Annotated in this window: 19 protein-coding genes; 10 read left to right on the top strand and 9 right to left on the bottom strand. The window is 66.7% G+C overall.

Translation table 11 applies throughout. The annotated features are described in order from the left end of the window. Window positions 1-20 precede the first annotated feature (20 nt). Window positions 21-1,346 (bottom strand): ABC transporter substrate-binding protein, encoded by a 1,326-nt coding sequence (locus ABEJ63_RS08125; RefSeq protein ID WP_375795859.1) that lies wholly within the window; start codon window positions 1,344-1,346, stop codon window positions 21-23. Between the two features lie 172 nt (window positions 1,347-1,518). Here ABEJ63_RS08125 and ABEJ63_RS08130 point away from each other — a divergent pair, with 172 nt between their 5' ends. After that, complete coding sequence (locus ABEJ63_RS08130; protein WP_375795860.1) at window positions 1,519-2,550, top strand: TrmB family transcriptional regulator; 1,032 nt, start codon at window positions 1,519-1,521, stop codon at window positions 2,548-2,550. 86 nt (window positions 2,551-2,636) lie between these two features. On the opposite strand, the gene trmB is transcribed toward ABEJ63_RS08130, so the two are convergent. The 3 genes from trmB to ABEJ63_RS08145 are packed head-to-tail and all read right to left on the bottom strand — an operon-like array spanning window position 2,637 to window position 5,423. Further along, a complete protein-coding gene (trmB, locus tag ABEJ63_RS08135; RefSeq protein WP_375795861.1) occupies window positions 2,637-3,686 on the bottom strand; it encodes an HTH-type sugar sensing transcriptional regulator TrmB in 1,050 nt (349 codons plus the stop codon). 46 nt (window positions 3,687-3,732) lie between these two features. Next, window positions 3,733-4,365 carry a transcriptional regulator GfcR gene (gfcR, locus tag ABEJ63_RS08140; RefSeq protein WP_375795862.1) on the bottom strand — a complete coding sequence of 211 codons (633 nt, stop codon included), beginning with the start codon at window positions 4,363-4,365 and terminating at the stop codon, window positions 3,733-3,735. Further along, window positions 4,362-5,423, bottom strand: coding sequence for a glucose 1-dehydrogenase (locus tag ABEJ63_RS08145; protein WP_375795863.1), 1,062 nt, complete (start codon window positions 5,421-5,423; stop codon window positions 4,362-4,364). The genes gfcR and ABEJ63_RS08145 overlap by 4 nt, the downstream gene beginning before the upstream one ends. Window positions 5,424-5,516: 93 nt before the next feature. On the opposite strand from ABEJ63_RS08145, the gene ABEJ63_RS08150 reads away from it, so the two are divergent. Then, on the top strand, window positions 5,517-6,761 hold the full coding sequence (locus ABEJ63_RS08150; protein ID WP_375795864.1) for an HAD family hydrolase: 1,245 nt from the start codon (window positions 5,517-5,519) through the stop codon (window positions 6,759-6,761). Here the strand turns inward: ABEJ63_RS08150 and ABEJ63_RS08155 are convergent, their stop codons facing one another. Next, entirely contained in the window at window positions 6,762-7,034 is a 273-nt protein-coding gene (locus ABEJ63_RS08155) for a hypothetical protein (protein WP_375795865.1), read from the bottom strand. A gap of 93 nt (window positions 7,035-7,127) precedes the next feature. On the opposite strand from ABEJ63_RS08155, the gene ABEJ63_RS08160 reads away from it, so the two are divergent. Genes ABEJ63_RS08160 through ABEJ63_RS08175 form a run of 4 tightly spaced genes read left to right on the top strand, consistent with a single transcriptional unit; the run spans window position 7,128 to window position 12,785 of the window. Then, window positions 7,128-8,045, top strand: coding sequence for a dihydrodipicolinate synthase family protein (locus ABEJ63_RS08160; protein ID WP_375795866.1), 918 nt, complete (start codon window positions 7,128-7,130; stop codon window positions 8,043-8,045). A gap of 52 nt (window positions 8,046-8,097) precedes the next feature. Beyond that, window positions 8,098-9,774 (top strand): alpha-glucosidase, encoded by a 1,677-nt coding sequence (locus ABEJ63_RS08165; protein WP_375795867.1) that lies wholly within the window; start codon window positions 8,098-8,100, stop codon window positions 9,772-9,774. Continuing rightward, complete coding sequence (locus ABEJ63_RS08170) at window positions 9,771-11,504, top strand: alpha-glucosidase (RefSeq protein ID WP_375795868.1); 1,734 nt, start codon at window positions 9,771-9,773, stop codon at window positions 11,502-11,504. The genes ABEJ63_RS08165 and ABEJ63_RS08170 overlap by 4 nt, the downstream gene beginning before the upstream one ends. A gap of 42 nt (window positions 11,505-11,546) precedes the next feature. Continuing rightward, complete coding sequence (locus tag ABEJ63_RS08175) at window positions 11,547-12,785, top strand: mandelate racemase/muconate lactonizing enzyme family protein (protein WP_375795869.1); 1,239 nt, start codon at window positions 11,547-11,549, stop codon at window positions 12,783-12,785. A gap of 134 nt (window positions 12,786-12,919) precedes the next feature. Here the strand turns inward: ABEJ63_RS08175 and ABEJ63_RS08180 are convergent, their stop codons facing one another. Continuing rightward, complete coding sequence (locus tag ABEJ63_RS08180) at window positions 12,920-14,917, bottom strand: hypothetical protein (protein WP_375795870.1); 1,998 nt, start codon at window positions 14,915-14,917, stop codon at window positions 12,920-12,922. An 80-nt stretch (window positions 14,918-14,997) separates the two neighbouring features. Here ABEJ63_RS08180 and kdgK1 point away from each other — a divergent pair, with 80 nt between their 5' ends. Beyond that, the gene (gene kdgK1 / locus ABEJ63_RS08185; RefSeq protein ID WP_375795871.1) at window positions 14,998-15,948 is read left to right on the top strand and encodes a bifunctional 2-dehydro-3-deoxygluconokinase/2-dehydro-3-deoxygalactonokinase; all 951 of its coding nucleotides are present in this window, start codon (window positions 14,998-15,000) and stop codon (window positions 15,946-15,948) included. Window positions 15,949-15,990: 42 nt separating this feature from the next. Next, window positions 15,991-16,944 (top strand): carbohydrate kinase family protein, encoded by a 954-nt coding sequence (locus ABEJ63_RS08190; RefSeq protein ID WP_375795872.1) that lies wholly within the window; start codon window positions 15,991-15,993, stop codon window positions 16,942-16,944. Here ABEJ63_RS08190 and ABEJ63_RS08195 read toward each other — a convergent pair whose 3' ends face one another. Next, the gene (locus ABEJ63_RS08195; protein ID WP_375795873.1) at window positions 16,945-18,030 is read right to left on the bottom strand and encodes a M24 family metallopeptidase; all 1,086 of its coding nucleotides are present in this window, start codon (window positions 18,028-18,030) and stop codon (window positions 16,945-16,947) included. Between the two features lie 56 nt (window positions 18,031-18,086). On the opposite strand from ABEJ63_RS08195, the gene ABEJ63_RS08200 reads away from it, so the two are divergent. Together ABEJ63_RS08200 and pyk are read left to right on the top strand one after the other, a co-directional pair. Next, on the top strand, window positions 18,087-19,517 hold the full coding sequence (locus tag ABEJ63_RS08200; protein ID WP_375795874.1) for an aldehyde dehydrogenase family protein: 1,431 nt from the start codon (window positions 18,087-18,089) through the stop codon (window positions 19,515-19,517). A gap of 5 nt (window positions 19,518-19,522) precedes the next feature. Continuing rightward, window positions 19,523-21,268: a pyruvate kinase gene (pyk, locus tag ABEJ63_RS08205; RefSeq protein WP_375795875.1), complete on the top strand. Its 1,746-nt coding sequence runs from the start codon at window positions 19,523-19,525 to the stop codon at window positions 21,266-21,268. Here the strand turns inward: pyk and ABEJ63_RS08210 are convergent. Both ABEJ63_RS08210 and ABEJ63_RS08215 read right to left on the bottom strand, forming a co-directional pair. Then, a complete protein-coding gene (locus ABEJ63_RS08210; protein ID WP_375795876.1) occupies window positions 21,260-21,460 on the bottom strand; it encodes a hypothetical protein in 201 nt (66 codons plus the stop codon). The two genes, pyk and ABEJ63_RS08210, sit on opposite strands and share 9 nt — an antisense overlap. Continuing rightward, on the bottom strand, window positions 21,460-22,644 hold the full coding sequence (locus tag ABEJ63_RS08215) for an ABC transporter ATP-binding protein (RefSeq protein ID WP_375795877.1): 1,185 nt from the start codon (window positions 22,642-22,644) through the stop codon (window positions 21,460-21,462). Before ABEJ63_RS08215 ends, ABEJ63_RS08210 begins: the two co-directional genes overlap by 1 nt. Window positions 22,645-22,648: the final 4 nt, after the last annotated feature.

The raw sequence follows: 22,648 nt of genomic DNA on the forward strand, positions 1-22,648 counted from the left end.
AGGGCGTGGAAGCTGCCGTGTCAGTTGAACGCGTTGACGAGCTTCTCGGCGGTTGCGGCCGCGTCGTAGCTCTCGAGGAAGCCGCTGAACGCGCTGCCGATGTTCGTCGCCACGCCTGGGGAGACAGCCAGCCCGTGCTGGATGGACGGCGGCTGGTTGTCGGCGTTCGTGAAGTCGTCGAACTGGTCCTGCTGGAACGTGTTGAGCGAGGAGACGTCCGCATCCTTGCGGGGCGGAATCGAGCCCTTCTCCTTGTTGAACAGGACCTGGCCTTCGGCACTCCCACAGTAGCTGAGGAACGTCTTCGTCGCCTCTGGCGACGGGTTGTTGTCGAAGTACGGGAACGAGTCCATGTTGAGCAGGTAGCTCCCGCTCGTGCCGGGGTAAGTGACCTGTCCCCAGTCCTCCTGGTAGTTGAAGTCGTCCGTGCCGCTGTAGGCGCCGGCCGCCCAGTCACCCTGGTGGATGAACGCTGCCGACCCCTCCATCACCATCTTGTTCGCCTCGGTGAAGCCGATGGAGGAGGCGTCCTCGGGGTAGTACTCGCGCAGCGCGACGACGTTCTCGAGGGCTGCCTGCACCTGGTCGACGTCGCCGTCGCCCGAGATGAACGCCTCGTAGCCGTCGATTCCAGCCTCGGCGAGGAACACTGTCTCCCACAGCTGGACGGTCGACCACGCGCCACTGGTCTGCTGTGCGAACGGCACCGCGTCCGTCTCGGCTGCGATCGTTTCGCAGGCCTCCACTACGTCCGCCGGCGACGAGAGCGACTCGGGGTCGACGCCCGCTGCCTCGACGACCTGCGTGTTGTAGAAGAGGTTGTTGATGCGGTGGATATTCAGCGGCACCGTCACGAAGGTGCCGTCGAGCTGTGCCTGCGCCTTCGGGCCGGGCAGGTAGTTGTTCTTGAGGTCGTCCGTCCACACACTCCCTTCGATGTCGGCGTACGCCTCGCCGAACTTCTCGAGGGTCTTGCCGGGCCACGTCTGGAACGTGCTCGGCGGGTCGTTCGCCTGCAGACGGTTGGAGACGACTTGGTCGAGGTTGCCACGAGCTGCCCCGTTGACGGGCTCCTCAGCGAACTCGATGTCCGGATGGGCCTCCTGGAACCCCTCGATCAGTGCCGCGATGGCGGCATTGCCGTCGCCCGACGACCAGGCGTGGAGCAGTTCGATGGGATTAGTGCCGGAGTCGCCGGAACCGCCCGAGGTCTCCTCGGAGCCGCCTTCGGAGCCGCCGTTCCCGCCGGAACAGCCCGCGAGTCCTGCGAGTCCGGCCGTCCCGACCGCGCCTGCGCCTTTGAGTATGTTCCGCCGCGTCGCCTGTGAAGTGTTGTCTCGTGTCATCGTCTGTGAATCAGTCTCGTACAGCCGGTCTGCCCCCTCGGATATAAACGCTACGAAAATTAATTCGGAGTTGAATGAAATTGTCGTCAGCCACGGGGCGAAACGAACGGGCCAGGGACGGAAACAACAGGGTTCAACCGGGTGGACGTAAGAATCGTGCGGTAGACTGCCGATGACGGACCGGGACCTGCGGACGCTGACAGAGCGACTGGGTGCGGGACTGGAGTTTGGGGAATACGAACTCGCGGTGTATCTGACGGTGCTTGAACACGGCGAACTCACGGCTCCTGAGCTCGCCCGCCGGGCGGATGTTCCGAAAACCCGAGTGTACGACACGGCCCGCGATCTTGCAGACCGCGGGCTCGTCGAGGTCCACGAAACGCGGCCGATGCGTGTCGCGGCTGCGGACCCCGAGGCTGCGTTTGCAGAGTTTCGCGACTCACTGGACGACCTCGTTGAGGCGTTCGACGACCGGTACGTAGAGCCAGAACTGGGCGGTGAGGCGGTCAGTCTCGTCACCTCGCGGCGCTCCATTCTCCGCCACCTCGACGCGGTGGTCGACGCTGCGGAGTACGAACTGTCGCTGTCGATCCCGGTAGCGCTGCTCAACCGGCTTGCACCCGCGCTCCGCGAGCTCGAGGACGTCCACGTGAGCCTGCTCCTGTTCCCACAGCACGAGGCGCCGGGCCCCGAGGCGTTTGACTACAACGCAGTCGCCAGTCTCGCGCGTACTCGACGGGGGGTGACGACGCCCGTCGTGGCCGTGGCTGACGGCCGCCGGTCTGTGTACGCCAGCCGGGAGGCGGCAGCCACAGATGGCGACGGCTACGGTGTCATTTTTGACGACTCCACACTCGGCTTTCTCGTCTACGGCTTCTACCAGACGATGCTGTGGGCGACGGGCCGGACAGTCACCGAGCAGGAGACACCCGCGTCGTTCCCCCGCCGCTACGCCTCAGTCCGACGGTGCGTCGACGACCTCCAACGGCTGCAGGGCCCGTTCCACGCCAGCGTCGAGGGGCGCGACGTGCTGTCGGGTGATCCTCGCGAAGTGGCCGGCCCAGTCGTGGACACGACGCTGAACGCCGCCCGAGGGATCACCTCGCTGACGCTCGACACCGACGAAGGACACGTTTCTGTCGGTGGTCGAGTCGCGGCTGTCGAGGACGTGGAGGCTCACCGGCTGGAAGTCGAGCGGACGTGATCACGGCGCTATAACCCTGCCCTGCTGCGCTACTCGGTCGTCAGCCTGCGTTGCTCGGTGAAGACGGGGCTTCGCGCCTCTGGTATCTAAATGGGGGGCGGAGCCTCGCGGCCCACGTGTATCTCGTGGGCCTCGATATCTTCGAGTGCGGCCACCTGGCCACCGACAGAGACGCGGCCTGACTCCGTGTCGACGGTGAGTGCGGCTGTCTCCCGGTTCGTCCCCACGGAGATGTCGACGACTGGCCCCCGGACGGTGCGATCCTCGCCGGTCTCGACATCGCGGCCGACGATGCTCGCATAAAACTCACCCTCCGTCGCCGCGAGATCACTCACACACCGACGGATGGTCGCGTAGCGGCGCGGGAACGGCGGCTCCTCTGGCGCCTCTGCGAGCGTCTTCGCGCTCGTCCAGACGACTGTGTTCAGAAAGCCCGAGACAAGAAAGCCCAGTTCGGAGCGGTTGAAAATGACGCCATAGCGGTCACGGTCGTTTCGTAGGGCCGAACGGGTCGCGTACAGCGAGTAGGTCCCATCTGCGACGGCCACGACGGGTGTTGTCACGCCTCGGCGAGCGCGCGCGTGGGTTGCCACCCGGCTGTAGTCGTACTCGTCGGGGCCAGGAGCGTCCGCCGCCGGTGACAGAAGCAGTTCGATGGTGACACCGTCCGCACGGCTCTCCTCGAGTTCGGACTCGAACCGACCCAGCAGTGTCGGCGGCACCGCAAGCACGAGTTCGTACTCCGCCGATTCGATGATCTCTCCGAGATACCGGAGGATCGTGGACCGTGATTTGATGAGCGTCACCGCCTCCGCGTCGCGGGCCGGCGCGCTGTACTCCCGTTCGAGCTGGTCGACGAGGTCCGATAGCGAGCTCTGCAGCTCTGCGAACGCCTCTGACGGCTCGACGGCGAGGACCTGCATCGGCCGGGATTCCTGGAGTTCGACCAGCCCCGCGTCCGCGAGACTGCGGACCGTATCGTAGACCCGGGGCTGGGGAATGTCTGTGTGATCGGCGATATCGGAGGCCGTCAACCGGCCGTGTCGGAGGATAGTGAGGTATGCCTCGGACTCGTATTCGCCGAAATCGAACCGCTGGCTCACGCGCTCGAGCGCGCTGCGCGGGTCGGAACTCATTATCCGGTCGTCGGTCATACGGGTTAAGTACCTATCCCTCGCGGTATCACTCCCCGTTGCCGACCCGGATGACCTGCAGCAACGAGTACACCGGGACTCCCTCAATCTCTTCGACACCTTGCTTGTCGACCAAGACACAGCAGGCCACCGGCTCACCACCCTCCTCGCGGACGGCCTCGACGGTTTCCGTCATCGTCGTGCCGGAGGTGATGGTATCGTCGACGAGATAGCAGTCGCGGCCGCGAATCTCCGCGAAATTCCGCGAGAACGTCCCGCCGAGATCGTCGATATCACCTTCCTCCCACTGGTGTTTGCTCGGCGTGTAGGTGCCGAGGTCCGTATCGAGTTCCGCGGCCACGGAGGTGGCCAGCGGCGCGCCAGCCTTCTCGATACCAATCGTGAGGTCCACATCCTCTCCCTGCTTGGAGAGGAGGTCGGCCATCGACTTGCCGGCGTAGCCGAGCCGGGTACTGTCGCGGCCTAACGCCGACCAGTCGACGTGGATGTCGTGGGGTCCACCGGTTGACCGGGTGGGCGCCGGCGCGGCGTTGCCCGACCGCTCGACCAGCCAGCTCGCCGTCTCGCGGGAGACGTTCAGTTCGTCGGCTATCTCGCCCTTGGAGAGGCCCTGTTCGGCGAGCTCTGCGGCACTCGCAATGAGGTCGTCGACGTTCTTCATAGTGTATCGAACTCCACCGCCGTCTTTATCGTCCTTTCGTCGTTCGCGAACGCCTCGGCGGCCGCCTCGACACCGACCACATCCGTCACGAGCGCCTCCGTGAACCACGTCGGGAAGCCAGTCAGCCGGTCGGCGGCCGCTCGGAAGTGGGCCGCACTCGAATTGACGCTGCCAACCAGCGCCTTGTTGTTCATCACCATGTCCTTGTGGAAGTCACCGCCGTCGACCTCGAAGGCCCACGACTCCGGCACACCCAGCAGCGCGCCGACGCCGCCCGGTGCCAGCGCCGCCACCGTCTCGATGGCGTGTTTCGCGTGGCCGGTCGCCTCGTACACGAAGTCGGCCGGCTCGTGGACGGTCGGGAACGACTCGACGGGAGTCTCCCGGGAGTCAACGTAGGTGGCGCCCAGCCGCTCAATGATGTCGATGGTCGGGTCGGGCCGGTCACGTCGGCCCACACAGTACGTGCGGTCGTAGCCGTCCAGCATCGCAAGTGTCACCAGCCCGAGCGGCCCGTTTCCGAGCACGAGTGCTGATTCTGGCTGCCAGTCGAACGCCGACCGCGACGCAGAGGCGTGCTCGATGGCTTTCTCCGAGATGCTCACCGGCTCGACGAGGAAACCGAGAGGGGCCAGCGACTCGGGAATCTCGACAAGCGTCTCGGCGGGGCTCGTGAAGTACTCGGCCATGAACCCGTGGGCGCCGTCGATTCCACGTTCACGACACATCGACGGCGGTGCCATGTCTGCCTGTCCACGCTCGAAGTAGTCGTTCGTCCCCGTGGCGGGGAGGCGTCGCACTGTCGGCACGACGATATCGCCGGCCGTGAGGCTCGTCCCATTCGGATCGACGACGACGCCGACGGCCTCATGGCCGAGGATGAGATAATCTTCGTCATCGGGGAACCCGCCATGAGTCCCGGCGAGCACCTCCCGGTCGGTCCCGTCGACGCCGACCCGGAGCGTCCGGACCAGCGCCTCCCCAGGGCCCGGTTCCGGGCGGGGCACATCTATCACCGTCGGGGTGGTCGCCCCGCGTCGGGCTACTACGGCGTCCATGGGCGAGGTAGCAACTGCACCGACAAAAGATTTATTGTATTCTGAGTAAATACCTAAGTCAACGGAGGCGAGCCTACCTCGCCCGGAGTGTCCATGGAACGTTACGACCAGCTCTACCGACTGTACGAGGAGTTCGATACAGAGACGCTCCGGGCCTACCGCGAGTTCACCGACCTGTTCCCCCCGGTCGATTCGCGCGTTGCCTTAGAACACTGGCAGCGGGCCAGCGAGGAACTCGACGAGCGCATGGAGGCGGTCCGCGCGGCGTTCCCCGTCGGGGAGACGCTGGCAGACGTGGCGACCCACGCCACCCGCGACCAGGCGTTCACGGCCTTAGACCTGCTGAACCGCTACGAGCGTGGCGTGAACGTGTTCGTGCTTGACGTCGACGAGACGCTCCGATCAGCCGGAAGTACGGACAACGAGATACCTCGCGAGACGCTCCATCTTCTTACTGAATTCCACGAGGCCGGCACGCCCATCATCGTCTGTACCGGCCAGACACTGGAGAACGTGAAAGGATTCATGATACAGGGGCTTGGCAACGAGCTCGTCCACTCGGGTGACCTGTCGGTCGTCTACGAGGCCGGGACCGGTGTGTTCACACCCGGCCACGGTTCCGAGACGAAGCAGCTGTTGTACGAGGAACTTGCGCCGGAGATCCGGGGCGTCTTCGACCGCGTCCGCGGCCGGGTGCTCCCGGACGCGCCCGAACAGCTCCGTCGTGGCTGCCACCTGCAAGGCAACGAGTTCAACGTCACGTTGAAGCCGAACTTCGAGACGGGCAGTGCCCGCGCCCGCGAGGTCATCGACCAGGCACTCGTCTACCAGCTCGACCTGTTAGGCGAGGCCGTCGCCGCTGAACTCGAGGTCTCCGACGGCGACCCAACCGCGTGGGCCCGCGCCTATTACGCCGACGCCGACCCCGAGATTCGGGGCGTCCTCGAGACACAGGACGGGCTGCCTGCCACCGATATCGAGGCCATCCCCCAGTCGGTTGCCTCGGCCTTCGAGCGGATCGACGTCGCCTACTACGAGGCCGACGCTGCGGAGATTGGCTCACTAGAACTCAACAAGGTGGCCGGCGTCGAGGCGGCGCTGGATGTGCTCGGCGTCGAGGACCCCTTCGCGCTCGTGATGGGCGACTCCAAGAGCGACCTTCGGGTGATGCGATGGGCCGAGGAGAACGACGCCGGGATCGCCGCCGCACCAGAGCATGCCTCGCGGGACGTGCTCGACCACGTCGTCCGGACGGATGAACTCGTTTTCGACCGCGGGAAGGCGACGGAGCCGCTCCGGACCGTCTGGGCGCTCAACCGGCTGGCGGAACTGGAGTAGTCAGGCCCGCATCTGGAAGCGGACGGTGTCACCGCCGCTGACGGTGCTGTTCGAGGAGAGTCGCTCCTGGCTGTCGTGTGATTCGCGGACGGCGATGGTATCTGACCGGAGGCGGTCGGCCTCGAGGATGGCTGGACGCACCTGTGGGCCGTACTCGTCGGCCAGCGCCGAGACGACGTCCTCCAGCGTCGCGTCCTCCGGGACGGCTACCCTCGCTCGCCGGGCACCCGCGCGGGCGACGAGCGCCCCTTCGAGTCGGACTTCGACTATCATGTGTGTCCTGACGGACACCTGCCACTAAAAGTTTACTCGCGTTCGAAAAAGGAAGTGCACAACGGTTATGAGTCAACCCCGAGAAGGTGGGCCATGACCGACCGAGCCCCACAGCCGGGGACGGCAGACCCGCTCGGGCTACAGGGCGTCGTTCCGCCGACCGTGACGGCCTTCGAGCCGGACGGGTCGCTCGACCCGGCGGCGACGGCCGCCCACGCTCGGTTCGTGGTTGACCGTGGCGCCGCGGGCGTCTTCCCGCTGGGAACCAACGGCGAGTTCCCGCTCGTAAGTGCCGCAGAGCGCGAACAGGTCGTCGCGGCCGTCGCCGAAGAGGTGGCCGGAGAAGTTCCCGTTATCGCTGGCGTCGGTGCCCCGAGCACCCGCGAGACCGTCCAGAACGCGCAGGCAGCCGTGGAGGCAGGCGCCGACGGCGTCGTCGTCGTCACTCCGTACTACTACCCGATAGACGAGACAGCCGCGCTCACCCACTACCGGCGTGTGCTTGCAGCCGTAGATGTCCCGACGTACGTCTACCATATCCCGAGCAAGACTGGCAACGAACTGTCGCTCGAGACGCTCCGAAAACTGGCGGAAGCGGGCATCGCGGGCGTGAAAGATTCCAGCAAGGACGTCCCATGGCTCGGACAGGCCATCGACGAGAACCCCGAGCTGACGTTCCTCGCCGGCTCCGACTCACTGCTGTTCCCCGGGCTCCAGGTGGGCTGTACCGGGATGGTGAGCGCCGTCGCCAACGTCGTCCCAGAGCTTGTCGTTGATCTGTACGAGGCCTACGATGCCGGCGACCGCGAGCGCGCCCGCGAGCGCCAAAGTACGGTCTACGAGATACGCGATGCGCTCAAGCGTGGCCCGTACATGGCGGGGGTCAAGACAGCACTGTCGCTCCGAGCGGACGCCCCGGATGTCGGCCCGCTCCGGGAGCCGCTGCGCGGCATGGATGAGACCGACCGCGAGCAGTTGGCAGCCGATCTCGATGCACTCGGCGTCATCTAATCGGACGTTTTAGTAGCGCCCGCCGACCACCCTTCCCCAGCGACCATCTCGAATGAACTCCGAAGGCACCTGGTGGCAGGACGCCGTTGTCTACCAGATTTATCCACAGAGCTTCAACGATAGCGACGGCGACGGCGTCGGTGATCTCTCCGGCATCCATGAGCGACTCGACTACCTCGACGAACTGGGGGTCGACATCATCTGGCTCAACCCCGTCTACGACTCTCCCCACCACGATGACGGCTACGACGTACGCGACTATCGCAGTATCCGCGAAGAGTACGGGACGATGGCTGACTGGGAGCAACTGCTCGCGGCCCTCCACGAGCGTGATATGCGGCTCATCATGGATCTGGTCGTCAACCATACGAGTGACGAACACGAGTGGTTCCAGGCCTCCCGTCGTGCCCCCGACGGCGAGTACGGTGACTACTACGTGTGGCGCGACGGTCGGCCGGCGACGGATGCGACCGACTCGCCGGGGCCGCCGGACCGTGCCCCGCCGAACGACTGGGAGGCGGCCTTCGGCGGCCCGGCCTGGAGCTACGACGACCTGCGTGGCCAGTACTATCTCCACCTGTTTCTCGAAGAACAACCCGACCTCGACTGGACAACCCCCGATGTCCGCACAGATGTCTACGAGATGATGGAGTGGTGGCTGGAGAAAGGGATCGACGGGTTCCGGCTCGACGTCATCAACCTCGTCTCCAAACCCGCTGACCTCTCGAGTGGGCGCGGACCAGGCATCGAGGCCTGTGCGGGTGGCCCCCGTCTCGAAGAGTTCCTCGCGGAGATGGCTGCGGAGACGTTCGATAACTACGACGCGGTGACGATCGGCGAGATGCCTGCGGTCACTGTCGAACAGGCGCGCCGCTACACGGGCCCGGATGGCCCGCTCGACATGGTGTTTCACTTCGATCATATGACCCTCGACTACGACGAGGAAGACGGCTGGTGGGGACTCACAGAGCCATCGCTGGCCGACCTGAAAGAGGTCATCACACGCTGGCAGACGGAACTGGCGGACGGGTGGAACGCGCTGTACCTGGGCAACCACGACCAGCCGCGGATCGTCTCGCGATTCGGCGACGACGAGCAGTACCGCTACGAGTCGGCCACTGCGCTCGCCACGCTGCTCCTGACACTCCGGGGCACGCCGTTCATCTATCAGGGGGACGAACTATCCATACGGAACTATCCGTTCGAGAGCCTCGCGGAACAGGAGGATGCCATGACTGTCGGGCGAGTGCAGGCGGCCATCGACCGGGGAGAGATTGACTCCTTCGAGACAGTCCGGGAACTCGTCCGCGAGCGCACCCGCGACAACGCCCGGACGCCGATGCAGTGGGACGCCACGGCTAACGCCGGCTTCACCGACGGCGACCCGTGGCTTCCGGTCAATCCCGACTACCGCGAGGTGAATGCCGCGGCCCAACAGGACGACCCCCGCAGTGTCCTCGCGTACTACCAGCGACTCATCGAGCTCCGCCACGAGACGCCGGCACTCGTCTACGGCGAGTACGAACTGCTGCTTCCGGCCCACGAATCCGTCTTTGCCTACCGGCGCACGCTCGAAGACGACCGGCTACTCGTCGTCCTGAACCTCGACGACGAACCCTCGCGACTCGAGACGCTTGCCGCGTCACCCCGACTGCTCGGCAACTACGACGACCCGACCGACACGACGACACTCCGCCCGTACGAGGCGGTCATCGCACAGGATCCATGACTGACACGACGGGCGCAGACAGGTGGCCTGCCGACGTTGACCGCGCCTGGTGGCGGGAGGCGGTCGTCTACCAGATCTATCCGTGGAGCTTCAATGACAGCGACGGTGACGGCGTCGGCGACCTTGCGGGCATCCTTGAGCGGCTTGACCATCTTGAGTATCTCGGGGTGGATGTCGTCTGGCTCAACCCTGTCTACGAGTCACCGCAGGTGGACAACGGCTACGACATCTCCAATTACCGCGCCATCCACGAGCAATTCGGGACGATGGCCGATTGGGAGCGACTGCTCGCGGCTCTCCACGAGCGTGACATGCGGCTTGTGATGGACCTCGCGGTGAACCACACGAGCGACGAACACGAGTGGTTCCAGGCCTCCCGTCGTGCCCCTGACGGTGAGTACGGCGACTATTACATCTGGCACCCCGGTCGCGAGACGGTCGACGCTGTCGACAGTCCCGGGCCGCCCGACCGCGCGCCACCCAACAACTGGGAGTCGCACTTCGGCGGTTCCGCATGGGCATTCGACGATGAGCGCGGCGAGTACTACCTCCATCTCTACCACGACCGCCAGCCAGATCTCAACTGGGCGAATCCGGCCGTTCGCACGGAGATTGGCGACCTGATGGAGTGGTGGCTGGAGAAAGGGATCGACGGGTTCCGGCTCGACGTCATCAACCTCATCTCCAAACCCGCGACGCTGCCCGACGGTGATCCCTCGGCAGACTGGGTGGGGAGCGAACACTTCGTTGACGGGCCACACGCGCTGGCGTACCTGCAGGAGCTGGACGACCGGGTGCTCTCCCGGTACGACGCGATGACCGTCGGCGAACTGCCGGAGGTGTCTATCCAGCAGGCCCGCGCGTACACCGGCCCGGACGGGCCGCTCGACATGGCGTTTAGCTTCGACCACGTCCAGCTCGACTTTGGCGAAGAGGGCCGCTGGACCGTGGGTGACTGGACACTGCCCGAGCTGAAAGCCGTCATAAGCGGCTGGCAGACGGGCCTGGGCGACGGCTGGTCAGCACTGTTTTTCGAGAATCACGACCAACCGCGGGTCGTCTCGCGGTTCGGCGACGACGAGCAATTCCGTCGCGAGTCGGCGACACTCATCGGGACACTCCTGCTCTCGCTCCGTGGCACCCCGTTCGTCTACCAGGGCCAGCCGCTCGGCATGACTAACCCGCCCTTCGAGAGTCTCGACGCGCTCCAAGATGTCGATACCATCCGGAACGTCCGGATGTTGATGGACGAACGGGGTATCGAGGACTACGCCGAGGTGCGCGAACTTGTCGAGCATCGCACTCGCGATAACGCGCGGACGCCGATGCAGTGGGACGCCACGCCTAACGCCGGCTTCACTGACGGTGACCCATGGATGCCGGTCAATCCGGACCACCACGAGGTGAACGCCGCCGACGCTCGAGCCCGGCCCAACTCGGTACTGTCGTACTACCGGCGACTCATCGAGCTCCGCCACGAGACACCGGCACTCGTCTACGGCGAGTACGAACTGCTGCTCCCGGCCCACGAATCTGTCTTTGCCTACCGGCGCACGCTCGAAGACGATCGGCTACTTGTCGTCCTGAACTTCGACGACGGCTACACGAGCGTCGATGTCCCGGGCGCGGACCCGACGGCGACGCTACTGCTCGCCAACTACGACGATGTCGCGACGCCAGCAGGGCCGCTCGATCTCCGGCCGTACGAGGCGCGGGTGTACCGCCTGTGACTCGTACAAAACGTTTACTATACTTCGAGTGAATACCTCGGCATGCCCAAGGACTACGCCGATCTCCACGATCCGAACGCCGAGTACACGATGCGGGAACTCTCCGCGGAGACGATGGGGGCAACCGCCAAGCGAGGCGGTGGGCGCGATGTCGCTATCACGGATGTCCAGACGACGATGGTCGACGGCAACTTCCCATGGACGCTCGTCCGCGTGTACACGGATGCGGGCGTCGTCGGCACCGGCGAGGCCTACTGGGGCGCGGGCGTCCCAGAGCTCATCCAGCGGATGAAGCCGTTCCTCGTCGGCGAGAACCCCCTCGATATCGACCGACTCTACGAACATCTTGTCCAGAAGATGTCTGGTGAGGGTACAGTCGAGGGGGTCACCGTCACCGCCATCGCAGGCATCGAGGTCGCGCTGCACGACCTCGCGGGAAAGCTCCTGGAGGTCCCCGCCTACCAGTTGCTGGGTGGGAAGTACCGTGACGAGGTGCGGGTATACTGTGACTGCCACACGGAAGCAGAGGCAGACCCCGAGGCGTGTGCCGACGAGGCCGAGCGCGTCGTCGAGGACCTGGGGTACGACGCCCTGAAGTTCGACCTCGACGTGCCCAGCGGCCACGAGAAGGACCGCGCCAACCGTCATCTACGACCCGGCGAGATTCGGCACAAGGCCGAAATCGTCGAGCGGGTGACTGAGCGGGTGCGCGACCGTGCGGACGTCGCCTTCGACTGCCACTGGACGTTCTCTGGCGGCAGCGCGAAGCGGCTCGCGGCCGCCATCGAAGAGCACGATGTCTGGTGGCTTGAGGACCCGGTCCCCCCGGAGAACCTCGACGTTCAAGAGGAGGTCACCAAGTCGACGCTCACGCCAATCACCGTCGGCGAGAACCGCTACCGAGTGACCGAACTTCGGCGACTCATCGAGCGGCAGGCCGTCGACATCGTTGCGCCGGACATGCCGAAGGTCGGCGGGATGCGCGAGACCCGCAAGATCGCCGACGTCGCCAACCAGTACTATGTCCCCGTCGCGATGCACAATGTCTCCTCGCCGGTGGCAACGACGGCCAGCGCGCACGTTGCGGCCGCCATCCCGAACGCACTCGCTGTGGAGTACCACTCCTACGAACTCGGCTGGTGGGCGGACCTCGTCGAGGACCCCGTCATCGAGGACGGTTCCATCACTGTCCCCGAATCCCCGGGGCTCGGCGTCACCCTCGACATGGACGTCGTGGCCGAGCACATGGTCGACGGTGAGACGCTGTTCGACCCGGTGTGAGCCGCCACGCGGGCAGCCTCGAGTCGCCCACCGCCTTCCCTCCGTAGCCCGCACCCCGTAGACACACGCCCGCCCCGGACGAGCGATCCACAGCACTGCGAGCGCCAGTGTCGTCCGTCTGCAGGGTGTCGTCCTCACTCGAGCGCGTCACGGGCTGCCAGCAGGGCCGTCGCATCGAGGCGGAGCGCGTGCGACCAGCCAAGCGGCGTCGCGCTATCCAGTCGGCCGTCGTCGAACGCCTGCTCGGCGAGCAGCCCCACCTCGGAGGTGAATGGCCCCGTCGGACCCAGCAGCCCGTAGAGCGCTCGTCCATGGGCTACCAGCCCCTCGACATCTCGGCCTTGTGTCGAGAGCAGGGCTGCTCCCCGAAGCGCAGCGACGGCGCCCCACGCCGTCGCGACTGACCATACCTTCGGGGCCGACTGGCCGGCGCGGCGCCAGTCGTCGCCGTCGAATCGAACGAGACCAGCGACGCCGGCAGCCGACTCCCGGGCGAGCCCGTCGAGCGCCGTCCGCAGGTGGTGTTCGAACCGATCGAGGTGTGACGCTGAGAGGGTAGCGGCGGCGTCGTAGCTTGCAAGCGCGTCCGCCAGCGCGAACGTCCCGGCGTCGAGGCGGTCATCCTCGAGCGCCAGCCCGTAGGCGTCGCCGGTCCACAGCGCGTCCAGCCCCGCGAGTACGCGGGCGGCGTGCTCGCGGGCCGTCGCCTGTAGCGATGCACCAACGGGCGCAGCCGCAACGCGCGCGAACGCGTCGAGATAGGTTGCCGCGGTGTGTGTGAACCGTCCGTGAGCGTTTTCCCAGAGGTTCTGACACCGCTCCGGGAGCCCGTCGGCCGCGACTGTCGCCGTCAACGCGTCCATGCCGGCGGCGATGGCCTCTCGGACCGGGTCGAGGGTGGTGAGGACTGCCGGCCGCTCGGTCACCAGCGTTGCGAGATAGGCAACGACCGCGGCCGTCTGGTCAGCCTGGTAGGCGTCGGCTGCACCCGCGAGTCGCGCGTTCGCCCAGCCCGGCGCGAGTGAGCCGTCGATAGCCCACACCCGGTGCGGCCACGAGCCGTCCGACCGCTGCGTGTCGACGTAGAAGCGGGCAGCCGCTGCCAGTTGGTCGTCCACATCGAGGCCGAGCGGGTCAGCCGCGGCGAGGAGCCGCCGCGATACCTCGGCGTCGTCCCGGAACCATGTGTAGCCATAGCCGCCCGAACTCGCGGTGAAAGGGTCGAACTCCGGGCCAGCGATGCGTGCGCCCGTCGGGGCAGCCAGCAGGTCGAGCGCCCGCAGATCCGCGATCACCTGGTCGCGGGCCGGCGTCTCGCTGACCACGCTGATATCGACCCGATCAACTGTCCCTGTCTCGAGTGGCCCCTCGGCTGCGGTCGCGGCAGCCTCCCGAACCATCGTCACCGCATCGGAGCGGTCTGTCGTCGACCCACACAGTCGGGTCACGAGCGTCGCGGATGCCGTTTCTCCGTCGTGAGCCAACGGTACCTCAACGAGGACATCCCCGCCGAGCTGTGCCGCCTCGTACCGGTCGCCGTCATCTCCTCGCGGGAACTCGACTGGGTCGGCCGCCAGCAGTTCTGCGAACCGTTCGGGTACCTGTCCCTCAACGGCCGCGAGTTCTGGCGCGGCAGCAAGATAGTCTCGCTCTTCCCGGCCGTACGTCTCAACGACAGTCGGCCCATCACGGTGGACGAGCCGACCGACGCCGCGGTCTCGGCCCGTGGGGGCGAACGTGAGGAATGCACAGAGCCGGGCATCCGCTGCCACCGGCCCCTGGAGGGTGAATCGGGTAAGATGTGTCTGTCCGCGGGTACGGTCGCGCTGGGTGATGGTGATCTCGCCGAGGTCGTAGTGCGTTTCCACGACGCGGGTGTCCCCGACGTACCGCTGATCGCGGGGCGTTGCATCTGTGAACCAGCGGGGTACGTCCCCGGCGAGCCCGAATCGCGAGCGGTCGATCCCATGACGACCAGACAGTGCCGCGGAGTAGTCGCGGACGGCGCCGGTCGGTGAGACGTGGACGAGTCGGCCCTCGTGTCCCGCGAGCGCCCCCGTGTGAGTCGGGACAGTGCCGGGAAACGGGCCGTCATCGCGCTTGTACGCGTCGAGTGCCGTCCGCAGTCGCATAGTCGAATGGCGGCCTGTGGCGACAAAACGGCTGCCATCGGGACCGGGACACCTATCAGCCGGCACGTCCCAGCCGGAATATGTCCGCACTCGTCACGTTCGGCGAGACGATGCTGCGGCTCACGCCGCCGGGCGACGAACGTATCGAGGCGGCCGACCGGCTGTCCGTCCACGTCGGGGGCGCCGAGAGTAACGTCGCTGTCGCCGCCCAGCGGCTGGGGATGGACGCCGCGTGGCTCTCCAAGCTTCCATCGTCGCCGCCGGCCGACCGCATTCGTCGCGCACTGCGCGCAGAAGGCGTCGAGCCGGTCGTCGCAGACGGCAAGGGCCGTGTCGGCACTTACTACCTCGAGACCGGGGCCCGACCCCGTGGGTCGAATGTCGTGTACGACCGTGAAGGGGCGGCTGTTCGGACCACGACGCCCGACGACCTGCCGCTGGATTGCATCCGCGAGGCCGAGGTCTTCTATACCTCCGGCATCACGCCCGCGCTCTCGTCGACCGTGGCCGACACCGTTGCGTCGCTGGTTGCGACCGCGAATGACGCCGACACACGCGTGGTCTTCGACGTCAACTACCGGTCGAAGCTGTGGGAGCCGGCCGCGGCCCGCGAGCGGCTCCGCGAGTTGCTATCGCACGTGGACACGCTCGTCGTTGCCGAGCGCGACGCGGCGACAGTGCTCGAACGCCAGGGTGACCCCGCGACAGTCGCGGCCGACCTCGCGGCTGTCCATGACTGTGAGACGGTGCTACTCACCCGTGGCAGCAAGGGCGTGCTGGCCGTCCACGATGGCGACACGTTCGAGCAGCCCGCCTACGAGGCCGACTCCCCGTACCCCGTCGGTTCGGGCGATGCCCTCGTCGGCGGGTACCTCGCAGCTCGCCACGCGGGGAAGTCAGTCCCCGACGCACTGGCCGATGGCGCAGCAACGGCCGCGCTCGCCCGCACCATCCCCGGCGATGTTGCCCGCGTCTCCCCGGCTGAGGTCGCCGACGTGGTCACCGGTGATGCCGACGCGCTGTCCCGCTGACGGAGCCGGCGGCTATTAGTCGCGGGGCCTCCAGCCGCCGGTATGAGTCGGGATATCCTCGTCGCCGGTGAGACGCTGGTCGATTTTCTCCCGGCGAGTGCTGGACCGCTTGCGACCGTCGAATCGTTCACCCGCCGGCCAGGCGGTGCGCCAGCGAACGTCGCCGTTGGCCTCGCGCGGCTCAACCGGACGCCATGGTTCTGGACGCGTGTGGGGGCGGACCCGTTCGGCGATACGCTGGTCGAGACGCTTGCAGATGCGGGCCTTCCTGACCGGTTCGTCGAGCGGGACCCGACGGCAAAGACGACACTCGCGTTCGTTGAGCACGACGTCGACGCTGACCGCGCATTCACCTTCTACCGCGAGAACACCGCCGACACCCGCCTTCAGCCGGGGACGGTTCCTGATGAGACGCTCGCGTCGGTCGCGTGGGTCGCTGTCGGCGGGGTGACGCTCGCGACCGACCCGGCGCGGGCGGCGACGTTCGACCTCGTCGCGCGTGCTCGTGAGCAGGATGCGACGATTGTTTTCGACCCCAACGCCCGCCCTGAACTCTGGGGTGACGACTTCCCAGCCGTCGTCAGCCGGCTGCTCAGGGACGTCGACGTGCTGAAGGCAACGTCGACGGATCTCGCGGCTGCCGGCTTCGACACGGACCGCGATCCCGAGTCGCTCGCGACCGCAGTCCACGAGACAGGTCCACACACGCTCCTGTTGACACGCGGCGAACAGGGCGCTGTTGCGTCAGCGACCGCCGCAGCCCCGTGGGGCCCGGCGATGGTCAGCCACGATGGGTATTCCGTGGATCCGGTCGATGCGACCGGTGCCGGCGACGCGTTCACTGCCGGCGCGCTCGCAGCGCTGGCTGACGGTGACTCGCTGGCCGACACACTCGCCTTCGCAAATGCCGTCGCCGCTGTGACGACGACGGGTGCCGGTGCGATGACGGCCCTGCCCGACCGCGATGCAGTCCAGCGATTCCGCGCAAATCAGTAGCTACGCCTCGAGGATAGCCGGTCGCTGCAGCGCCAGGTCCGCCTCGACCGCGTCTACCTCGATGGTCGGCCAGTCGCCCGTCCGCGTCATCACCTCGATTGTGTCGCCAACGAGCACGGTATCCTCGCTTTTGGCCCCCTGAATCGTCGGATTCCAGGCGTATGCCATCGGCTGCTCGACCGCTTGGTCGCTTTCCGGCGTCGCAAACCACTCCCGTCCCGCGAACCCGGTGGCGCCCCCTTGGTGATGGTTGCGCCACTCATCTTCGTGCCCGACCGCCGCGTATGCTGTCCGGATAGCACCGAACACGTCCCCCGCAGTGGCACCTTCCTGTGCGGCAGTCTGGGTGGCCGCGAGGGCCGTCGTCTCGACGCGGGCGGCCGCGCGGTGACGGGCCGCCAGCCACACCGGCGGGTCGAATGCGACCGTCCGGGTGCAGCTGGCGTACAGTCCTCCCCGGCGTGCGGTGACGGAGACGAGCGCATACCTGCCTAACGACGCCTCGGTCGGCGTGTAATGGCGATACCGGCGAGCCCGTTCACTGCCCCCGACGAGTGCGACCGGCGCGTCGATTCCTCGCGCAGCCAGTCGTCCGCGCAGGTCGGCCGCGACTGCCCGTTCAGTGTCCGTCGAGTCGGCTCCGCGGCAGACTGCCTCAAGCGCTGTTGCGGTCTCGGCCGCGAGCGCTCGATACCGGTCACAATCACCAGCAGTCAGCGGCGTCCGGAGTGCCCTTCCGTCGATATCTGCCAATCCGTCGACCCCGAAGTCGGCCGCCGCAGGTCGTGGCGTCCGCGCGGCGACAGCCTCGGCAAGTGACGACTCGTGCCAGGCCACCGACTCGACGTTGATGCCCGCGGGCAGTTCCTCCACCGCCAGCCGCTCGGCCTCGATATTGTCGGTGACAACCCGAAGTTCGCCGTCGTAGCCTGCAGCAGCGACGCCGACGTCGCTGGTCCGGTCGACGACGTTGCTCCCACCGGTCAGCCACGCGAAGTTGTCGGGTCCGGCGAACCACACGGCTTCGAGGTCACGGGCCGCGAGCAGAGCCTCCAACCGCTCGCCGCGTCCGTCCGGCAACACCATCGATGATTAATTTTATTCTGAGTAAACTTCTTAACAGTGGCGGTCTGACGCCATATATGGCAACGGGACCGGCACGAGGCGGCTCGGCGAACCACATCGACGGGGAGTGGACTCACTCGCCGTCGACGCTCGAAGTGACTGACCTCGCAGAGGGCGGGGTCTTCGCCGAACTTCCCGCCGCGACACCAGCACAGGCACAGCAGGCCGTCGAGGCGGCCGCAGCGGCCCAGCGCGCAATGCGCGAGACAACGATCGTCGAGCGGGCCGGCTGGATGGAGTCGGTCGCCGACGGCATCCGGGCACGGACCGAGGAACTGGTTGACGTGATCGTCCGCGAGGCAGGCAAGCCCGTCGCGAGCGCCCGCAGCGAGGTAGCTGCCGCGGCAGAGCGATTTGAGCGAGCCGCCGGCGAGGCGCGTAACCAGCAGGGCGAGTACCTCGAGGGGACGACTGCAGGCCACGAAGGGTGGGAAGCAGTCGTGAAACCAGAGCCGGTCGGGACGGTGCTGTGTGTGACGCCGTACAACTACCCGCTAGCGACGACGGCACTCCAGGTCGCGCCGGCACTGGCCGCCGGGAACAGTGTCGTTCTCAAACCGGCGACCAAGACACCGGTGAGCGGGGCGATTCTCGCCGAAATTATCACTGAGGCGGGGGTGCCCGATGGTGGTTTCAACTTTATCGTCGGGCACGCGAGCGACATCGGCGACACGCTCGCGAGCGACGAGCGACTCGACGCTGTCGCACTTACCGGATCGACGGGCGCCGGTAAGCACGTCGCCCGTGAGTCTGGGATGGTGACGCTCCACATGGAACTTGGCGGCAACGCGCCTGCGCTCATCTTCCCCGATGCAGACCTCGACCGGGCGGCCGCCGACTGTGCGAAGGGCTCATTCAAGTACGCCGGTCAGCGCTGCTCGGCTATCGCCCGCGTGCTCGCCCACGAGGCCGTCCACGACGAGGTGGTCGCGGGCATCGAGGCCGAGATGGACGACTGGCGGCCTGGCGACCTGTTCGACGAGTCGACGGCTGTCGGCCCGCTCATCTCCGAAGAGCAGGCCGACTGGGTCGAAGAACTCATCGCCGACGCGGTCGACCGCGGCGCGCAGCTGGTCCGGGGCGGCGACCGGGACGGCCGCACGGTCGAGCCCACCCTGCTGGCCGAAGTCCCCCACGACGCTCGCATCCTCCACGAGGAGCAGTTCGGCCCGGTCGCAGCCGTCGCTGCTGTCGCCGACGAGACAGAGGCGCTTGCGCTGGCGAACGCCGACGACTTCGGTCTCGACGCGGCTGTCTTCACTGCCGACCACGACCGGGCGATGCGGCTCGCGGACGACATCGAGGCAGGTGCGGTACGCATCAACGGCGCCCCCTCTCACGGGAATGGCGATATTCCCTTTGGCGGCGTCGGTGACAGCGGCATCGGCCGCGAGGGTATCGGCTACACGATTGAGGCGTTCACCACCACCAAGAGCATCGTGCTCTGAAACCGATGCGGGACGCGAAGGTGGTCTGTACGCTCGGGCCGGCCTCTGCTGACGCCGACACCATCCGCGCGCTCGTCGAGGCTGGTATGTCTGTGGCCCGGCTCAACGCCAGCCACGGCTCGCCGGCCGACCGCCGGGCGCTCGTCGAGACAGTCCGGGCCGTTGAGGCCGATCTTGACCAGACCATCGCGGTGATGCACGACCTCTCTGGCCCGGAGATACGCACCGCCCCCAGCGACGGGACGGTCCATCTCGCGGCCGGGAGTGAGGTGACGTTCCAGCCGGGTGAGCACCTCACGCCGACCGATGTCGGTGTCTCGAGTTCGCTTGCAGGAGTCGACCCTGGCGACCGCGTGCTGCTCGATGACGGCCGCATCGAGACGGAGGTCATCAGCGTCGATGGCGACGCTGTCCGTGCCCGTGTCGAGAACGGCGGCGAACTCGGGGGCCGAAAAGGGGTGAATGTCCCCGGGGTGGACCTCGGTCTGGACCTTCTCACCCCCGCCGACGAGCGGGAACTCGACCTCGCAGTCGAGACAGATGTCGACCTCGTGGCAGCGAGCTTCGTCCGCGATGCCGCCGATGTCTATCGCATCAACGAGGCCATCGAGGCCCGGGGCGGGGAGATCCCCGTCGTCGCCAAGATCGAGCGGGCCGACGCCGTCGAGAACCTCGCGGGCATCGTCGACGCCGCGTACGGCGTGATGGTGGCCCGCGGCGACCTCGGCGTCGAGTGTCCGCTCGAGGAGGTACCGCTTATCCAGAAGCGTATCGTCCGCCGCTGCCGCGAGGCAGGTGTCCCCGTCATCACTGCCACAGAGATGCTCGACTCGATGGTCCGCGAGCGACGGCCCACCCGTGCGGAGGCCGCCGATGTCGCCAATGCGGTGCTGGACGGGACCGACGCGGTGATGCTCTCGGCCGAGACGGCCGTCGGTGACCACCCGGTTCGGGTCGTCGAGACGATGGACCGTATCATCCGTGACGTCGAGACAGGCGAGGAGTACGCCGAACTCAGAGACCAACGTATCCCCAACGCCGGCGCCTCGAAGACGGACGCAGTCGCCCGATCGGCGCGGTTTCTCGCCCGCGATGTCGACGCGACGGCCGTCGTCGCCGCCACCGAATCGGGTTATACGGCCCTGAAAGCTGCCAAGTACCGCCCCGAGGTGCCGGTGTTCGCTGCCACGCCCAATAAAGACGTGCAGCGACGGCTCGCGCTGTCCGGTGGCGTTGTCCCCGCCCACGTCCCGGTCAACAATGAGGACGCCGGCACTGTGGTCGAGGAGGCTGTCCAGGCGGCGTTGAATGCTGGAGTCGCCGCAAGCGGCGATACCGTCATCGTCCTGGCAGGCATGATGACGGAACTCGAAGGTGTCGACACGACGAACATGCTGAAAGTCCACGTCGCAGCCGAACTGCTCGCGTCGGGCACTCCAGTCGTGGAGGGGACCGCGACGGGCCACCTCCACCCCGTCGGTGACGGCGATCTCTCCTCGGCCCCCGATGAGGCGGTACTCGTCATTCCGCGCGGCTTCGACGCAGAGCTATCAGGGCCGCTCGACCGGGTGGCCGGCGTTGTTGACGCGCGCGGCGGTATGACGAGCTACGTGGCGACAGTCGCCCGAGAACTGGGTGTGCCGATGGTTGGCGACGCGACCCTGCCGGCGGATATAGCCGAGGGGACCACCCTCACGATCGACGGGCGTCGCGGCGCCGTCTACGAAGGCCAGCCCGGCGGTTCAGAGTAGCTGCTCTTTCAGCTCCTCGCGCTCTTCCTCTTCGGCCGCCCGCTCTGCGGCCTCGGCGCGGGCCTGTCGGTAGCGCCGGATCGCGGGGATGAACTTGTTTTTTACATCCAGCGCGAACGAGACGATGCCATAGGCCCAGAAGCCAAACAGCAGCGTCATCGCCGCGACGTACGTGAGCGGGTCAATCGCCATCAGTCGTCACCCTCTGCCTCGACCCGCCCACCGGCGTCAACACCGTCGGTCGCCAGCCCGTGGGTAACCGCCTCGCCGCTGTCTGTGTCGAACAGGTGGAGCCGCGAACGGTCGAATACCACCTCCATCCGCTCGTCCTCGGCAATCTCGGAGTCCGGCGGGACGCTCATCAGCAGCTGGTAGTCGGCATTCTGGTCTTCCAAGTCGACATCCGCCTCCGTGTCGGTGAGCAGATAGACGAATATCTCGTCGCCCATCGGCTCAAGCACGTCCGACGTGACCGAAATAGGCGGCGTCGGCGCGTCGGCGCTTTCAGCGTCTGCGACCGGGTAGACGTCCTCCGGGCGGACGCCCAGCGTCACCGACTGGCCGGGCTGGACGCCCACGTCCATCGGGTCGAACTCAATCGAGAGGTTGTCGTTCATCGATCGGTAGCCGTTCTCGGTCACCTCGCCGCGGGCGAAGTTCATCGACGGCGAGCCGATGAAGCCGGCGACGAACAGATTCGCCGGCTCGTTGTAACAGACCAGCGGCGGGTCGATTTGCTGGAGCTCGCCTGTATCCAGCACCGCGATGCGATCGGCCATCGTCATCGCCTCCGCCTGGTTGTGAGTGACGTAGATGATGGTCGTGTCCAGCTCCTTGTGGAGCCGCTGGAGCTCCGTCCGCATCGTGACCCGGAGCTTCGCGTCTAGGTTGGCCAGCGGCTCGTCCATCAGGAACACCTCTGGCTCGCGGACAATCGCTCGCGCGATGGCGACCCGCTGGCGCTGACCGCCAGACATCTCGTCGGGCATCCGGTCCAACATCCCCTCCATCTGGACGACACTGGCGGCCCGCTCGACCCGCTCGTCGATTTCGGCCGTCTCGTAGTTGCGCAGCCGCAGGCCAAACGAGATGTTGTCGTACACGTCCATGTGCGGGAACAGCGCGATATTCTGGAACACCATGGAGATGCCGCGGTCCTTCGGCGGCAGCCGGGTCACGTCCCGGTCGCCGATTCGGACCGTCCCGCTGGTCGGCTTCGTCAGCCCAGCGATGGTCTCCATCGTGGTCGACTTCCCGCAGCCCGACGGCCCGACGAGGACGACAAACTCCCCGTCGCGGATGTCGAGGTTCATGTTGTCGACCGCCGTTACGTCGTCGTACCGTTTCACCACGTCTTCGAGTTGTACTCGTGCCATTGTA

Origin of the sequence: Halosegnis sp., from assembly GCF_042216475.1 — an archaeon.
Lineage (GTDB): Archaea > Halobacteriota > Halobacteria > Halobacteriales > Haloarculaceae > Halosegnis.

What these genes read in the sequence shown, in the direction of transcription:
- ABEJ63_RS08145 (WP_375795863.1), bottom strand. Translation starts at nt 5,423, where the DNA reads ATGGACGCCGTAGTAGCCCGACGCGGGGCGACCACCCCGACGGTGATA.
- ABEJ63_RS08160 (WP_375795866.1), top strand. Translation starts at nt 7,128, where the DNA reads ATGACCGACCGAGCCCCACAGCCGGGGACGGCAGACCCGCTCGGGCTA.
- ABEJ63_RS08150 (WP_375795864.1), top strand. Translation starts at nt 5,517, where the DNA reads ATGGAACGTTACGACCAGCTCTACCGACTGTACGAGGAGTTCGATACA.
- ABEJ63_RS08200 (WP_375795874.1), top strand. Translation starts at nt 18,087, where the DNA reads ATGGCAACGGGACCGGCACGAGGCGGCTCGGCGAACCACATCGACGGG.
- gfcR (WP_375795862.1), bottom strand. Translation starts at nt 4,365, where the DNA reads ATGAAGAACGTCGACGACCTCATTGCGAGTGCCGCAGAGCTCGCCGAA.
- ABEJ63_RS08175 (WP_375795869.1), top strand. Translation starts at nt 11,547, where the DNA reads ATGCCCAAGGACTACGCCGATCTCCACGATCCGAACGCCGAGTACACG.
- ABEJ63_RS08215 (WP_375795877.1), bottom strand. Translation starts at nt 22,644, where the DNA reads ATGGCACGAGTACAACTCGAAGACGTGGTGAAACGGTACGACGACGTA.
- ABEJ63_RS08155 (WP_375795865.1), bottom strand. Translation starts at nt 7,034, where the DNA reads ATGATAGTCGAAGTCCGACTCGAAGGGGCGCTCGTCGCCCGCGCGGGT.
- ABEJ63_RS08190 (WP_375795872.1), top strand. Translation starts at nt 15,991, where the DNA reads ATGAGTCGGGATATCCTCGTCGCCGGTGAGACGCTGGTCGATTTTCTC.
- ABEJ63_RS08210 (WP_375795876.1), bottom strand. Translation starts at nt 21,460, where the DNA reads ATGGCGATTGACCCGCTCACGTACGTCGCGGCGATGACGCTGCTGTTT.
- ABEJ63_RS08180 (WP_375795870.1), bottom strand. Translation starts at nt 14,917, where the DNA reads ATGCGACTGCGGACGGCACTCGACGCGTACAAGCGCGATGACGGCCCG.
- ABEJ63_RS08170 (WP_375795868.1), top strand. Translation starts at nt 9,771, where the DNA reads ATGACTGACACGACGGGCGCAGACAGGTGGCCTGCCGACGTTGACCGC.
- pyk (WP_375795875.1), top strand. Translation starts at nt 19,523, where the DNA reads ATGCGGGACGCGAAGGTGGTCTGTACGCTCGGGCCGGCCTCTGCTGAC.
- ABEJ63_RS08125 (WP_375795859.1), bottom strand. Translation starts at nt 1,346, where the DNA reads ATGACACGAGACAACACTTCACAGGCGACGCGGCGGAACATACTCAAA.
- ABEJ63_RS08130 (WP_375795860.1), top strand. Translation starts at nt 1,519, where the DNA reads ATGACGGACCGGGACCTGCGGACGCTGACAGAGCGACTGGGTGCGGGA.
- kdgK1 (WP_375795871.1), top strand. Translation starts at nt 14,998, where the DNA reads ATGTCCGCACTCGTCACGTTCGGCGAGACGATGCTGCGGCTCACGCCG.
- ABEJ63_RS08195 (WP_375795873.1), bottom strand. Translation starts at nt 18,030, where the DNA reads ATGGTGTTGCCGGACGGACGCGGCGAGCGGTTGGAGGCTCTGCTCGCG.
- ABEJ63_RS08165 (WP_375795867.1), top strand. Translation starts at nt 8,098, where the DNA reads ATGAACTCCGAAGGCACCTGGTGGCAGGACGCCGTTGTCTACCAGATT.
- trmB (WP_375795861.1), bottom strand. Translation starts at nt 3,686, where the DNA reads ATGAGTTCCGACCCGCGCAGCGCGCTCGAGCGCGTGAGCCAGCGGTTC.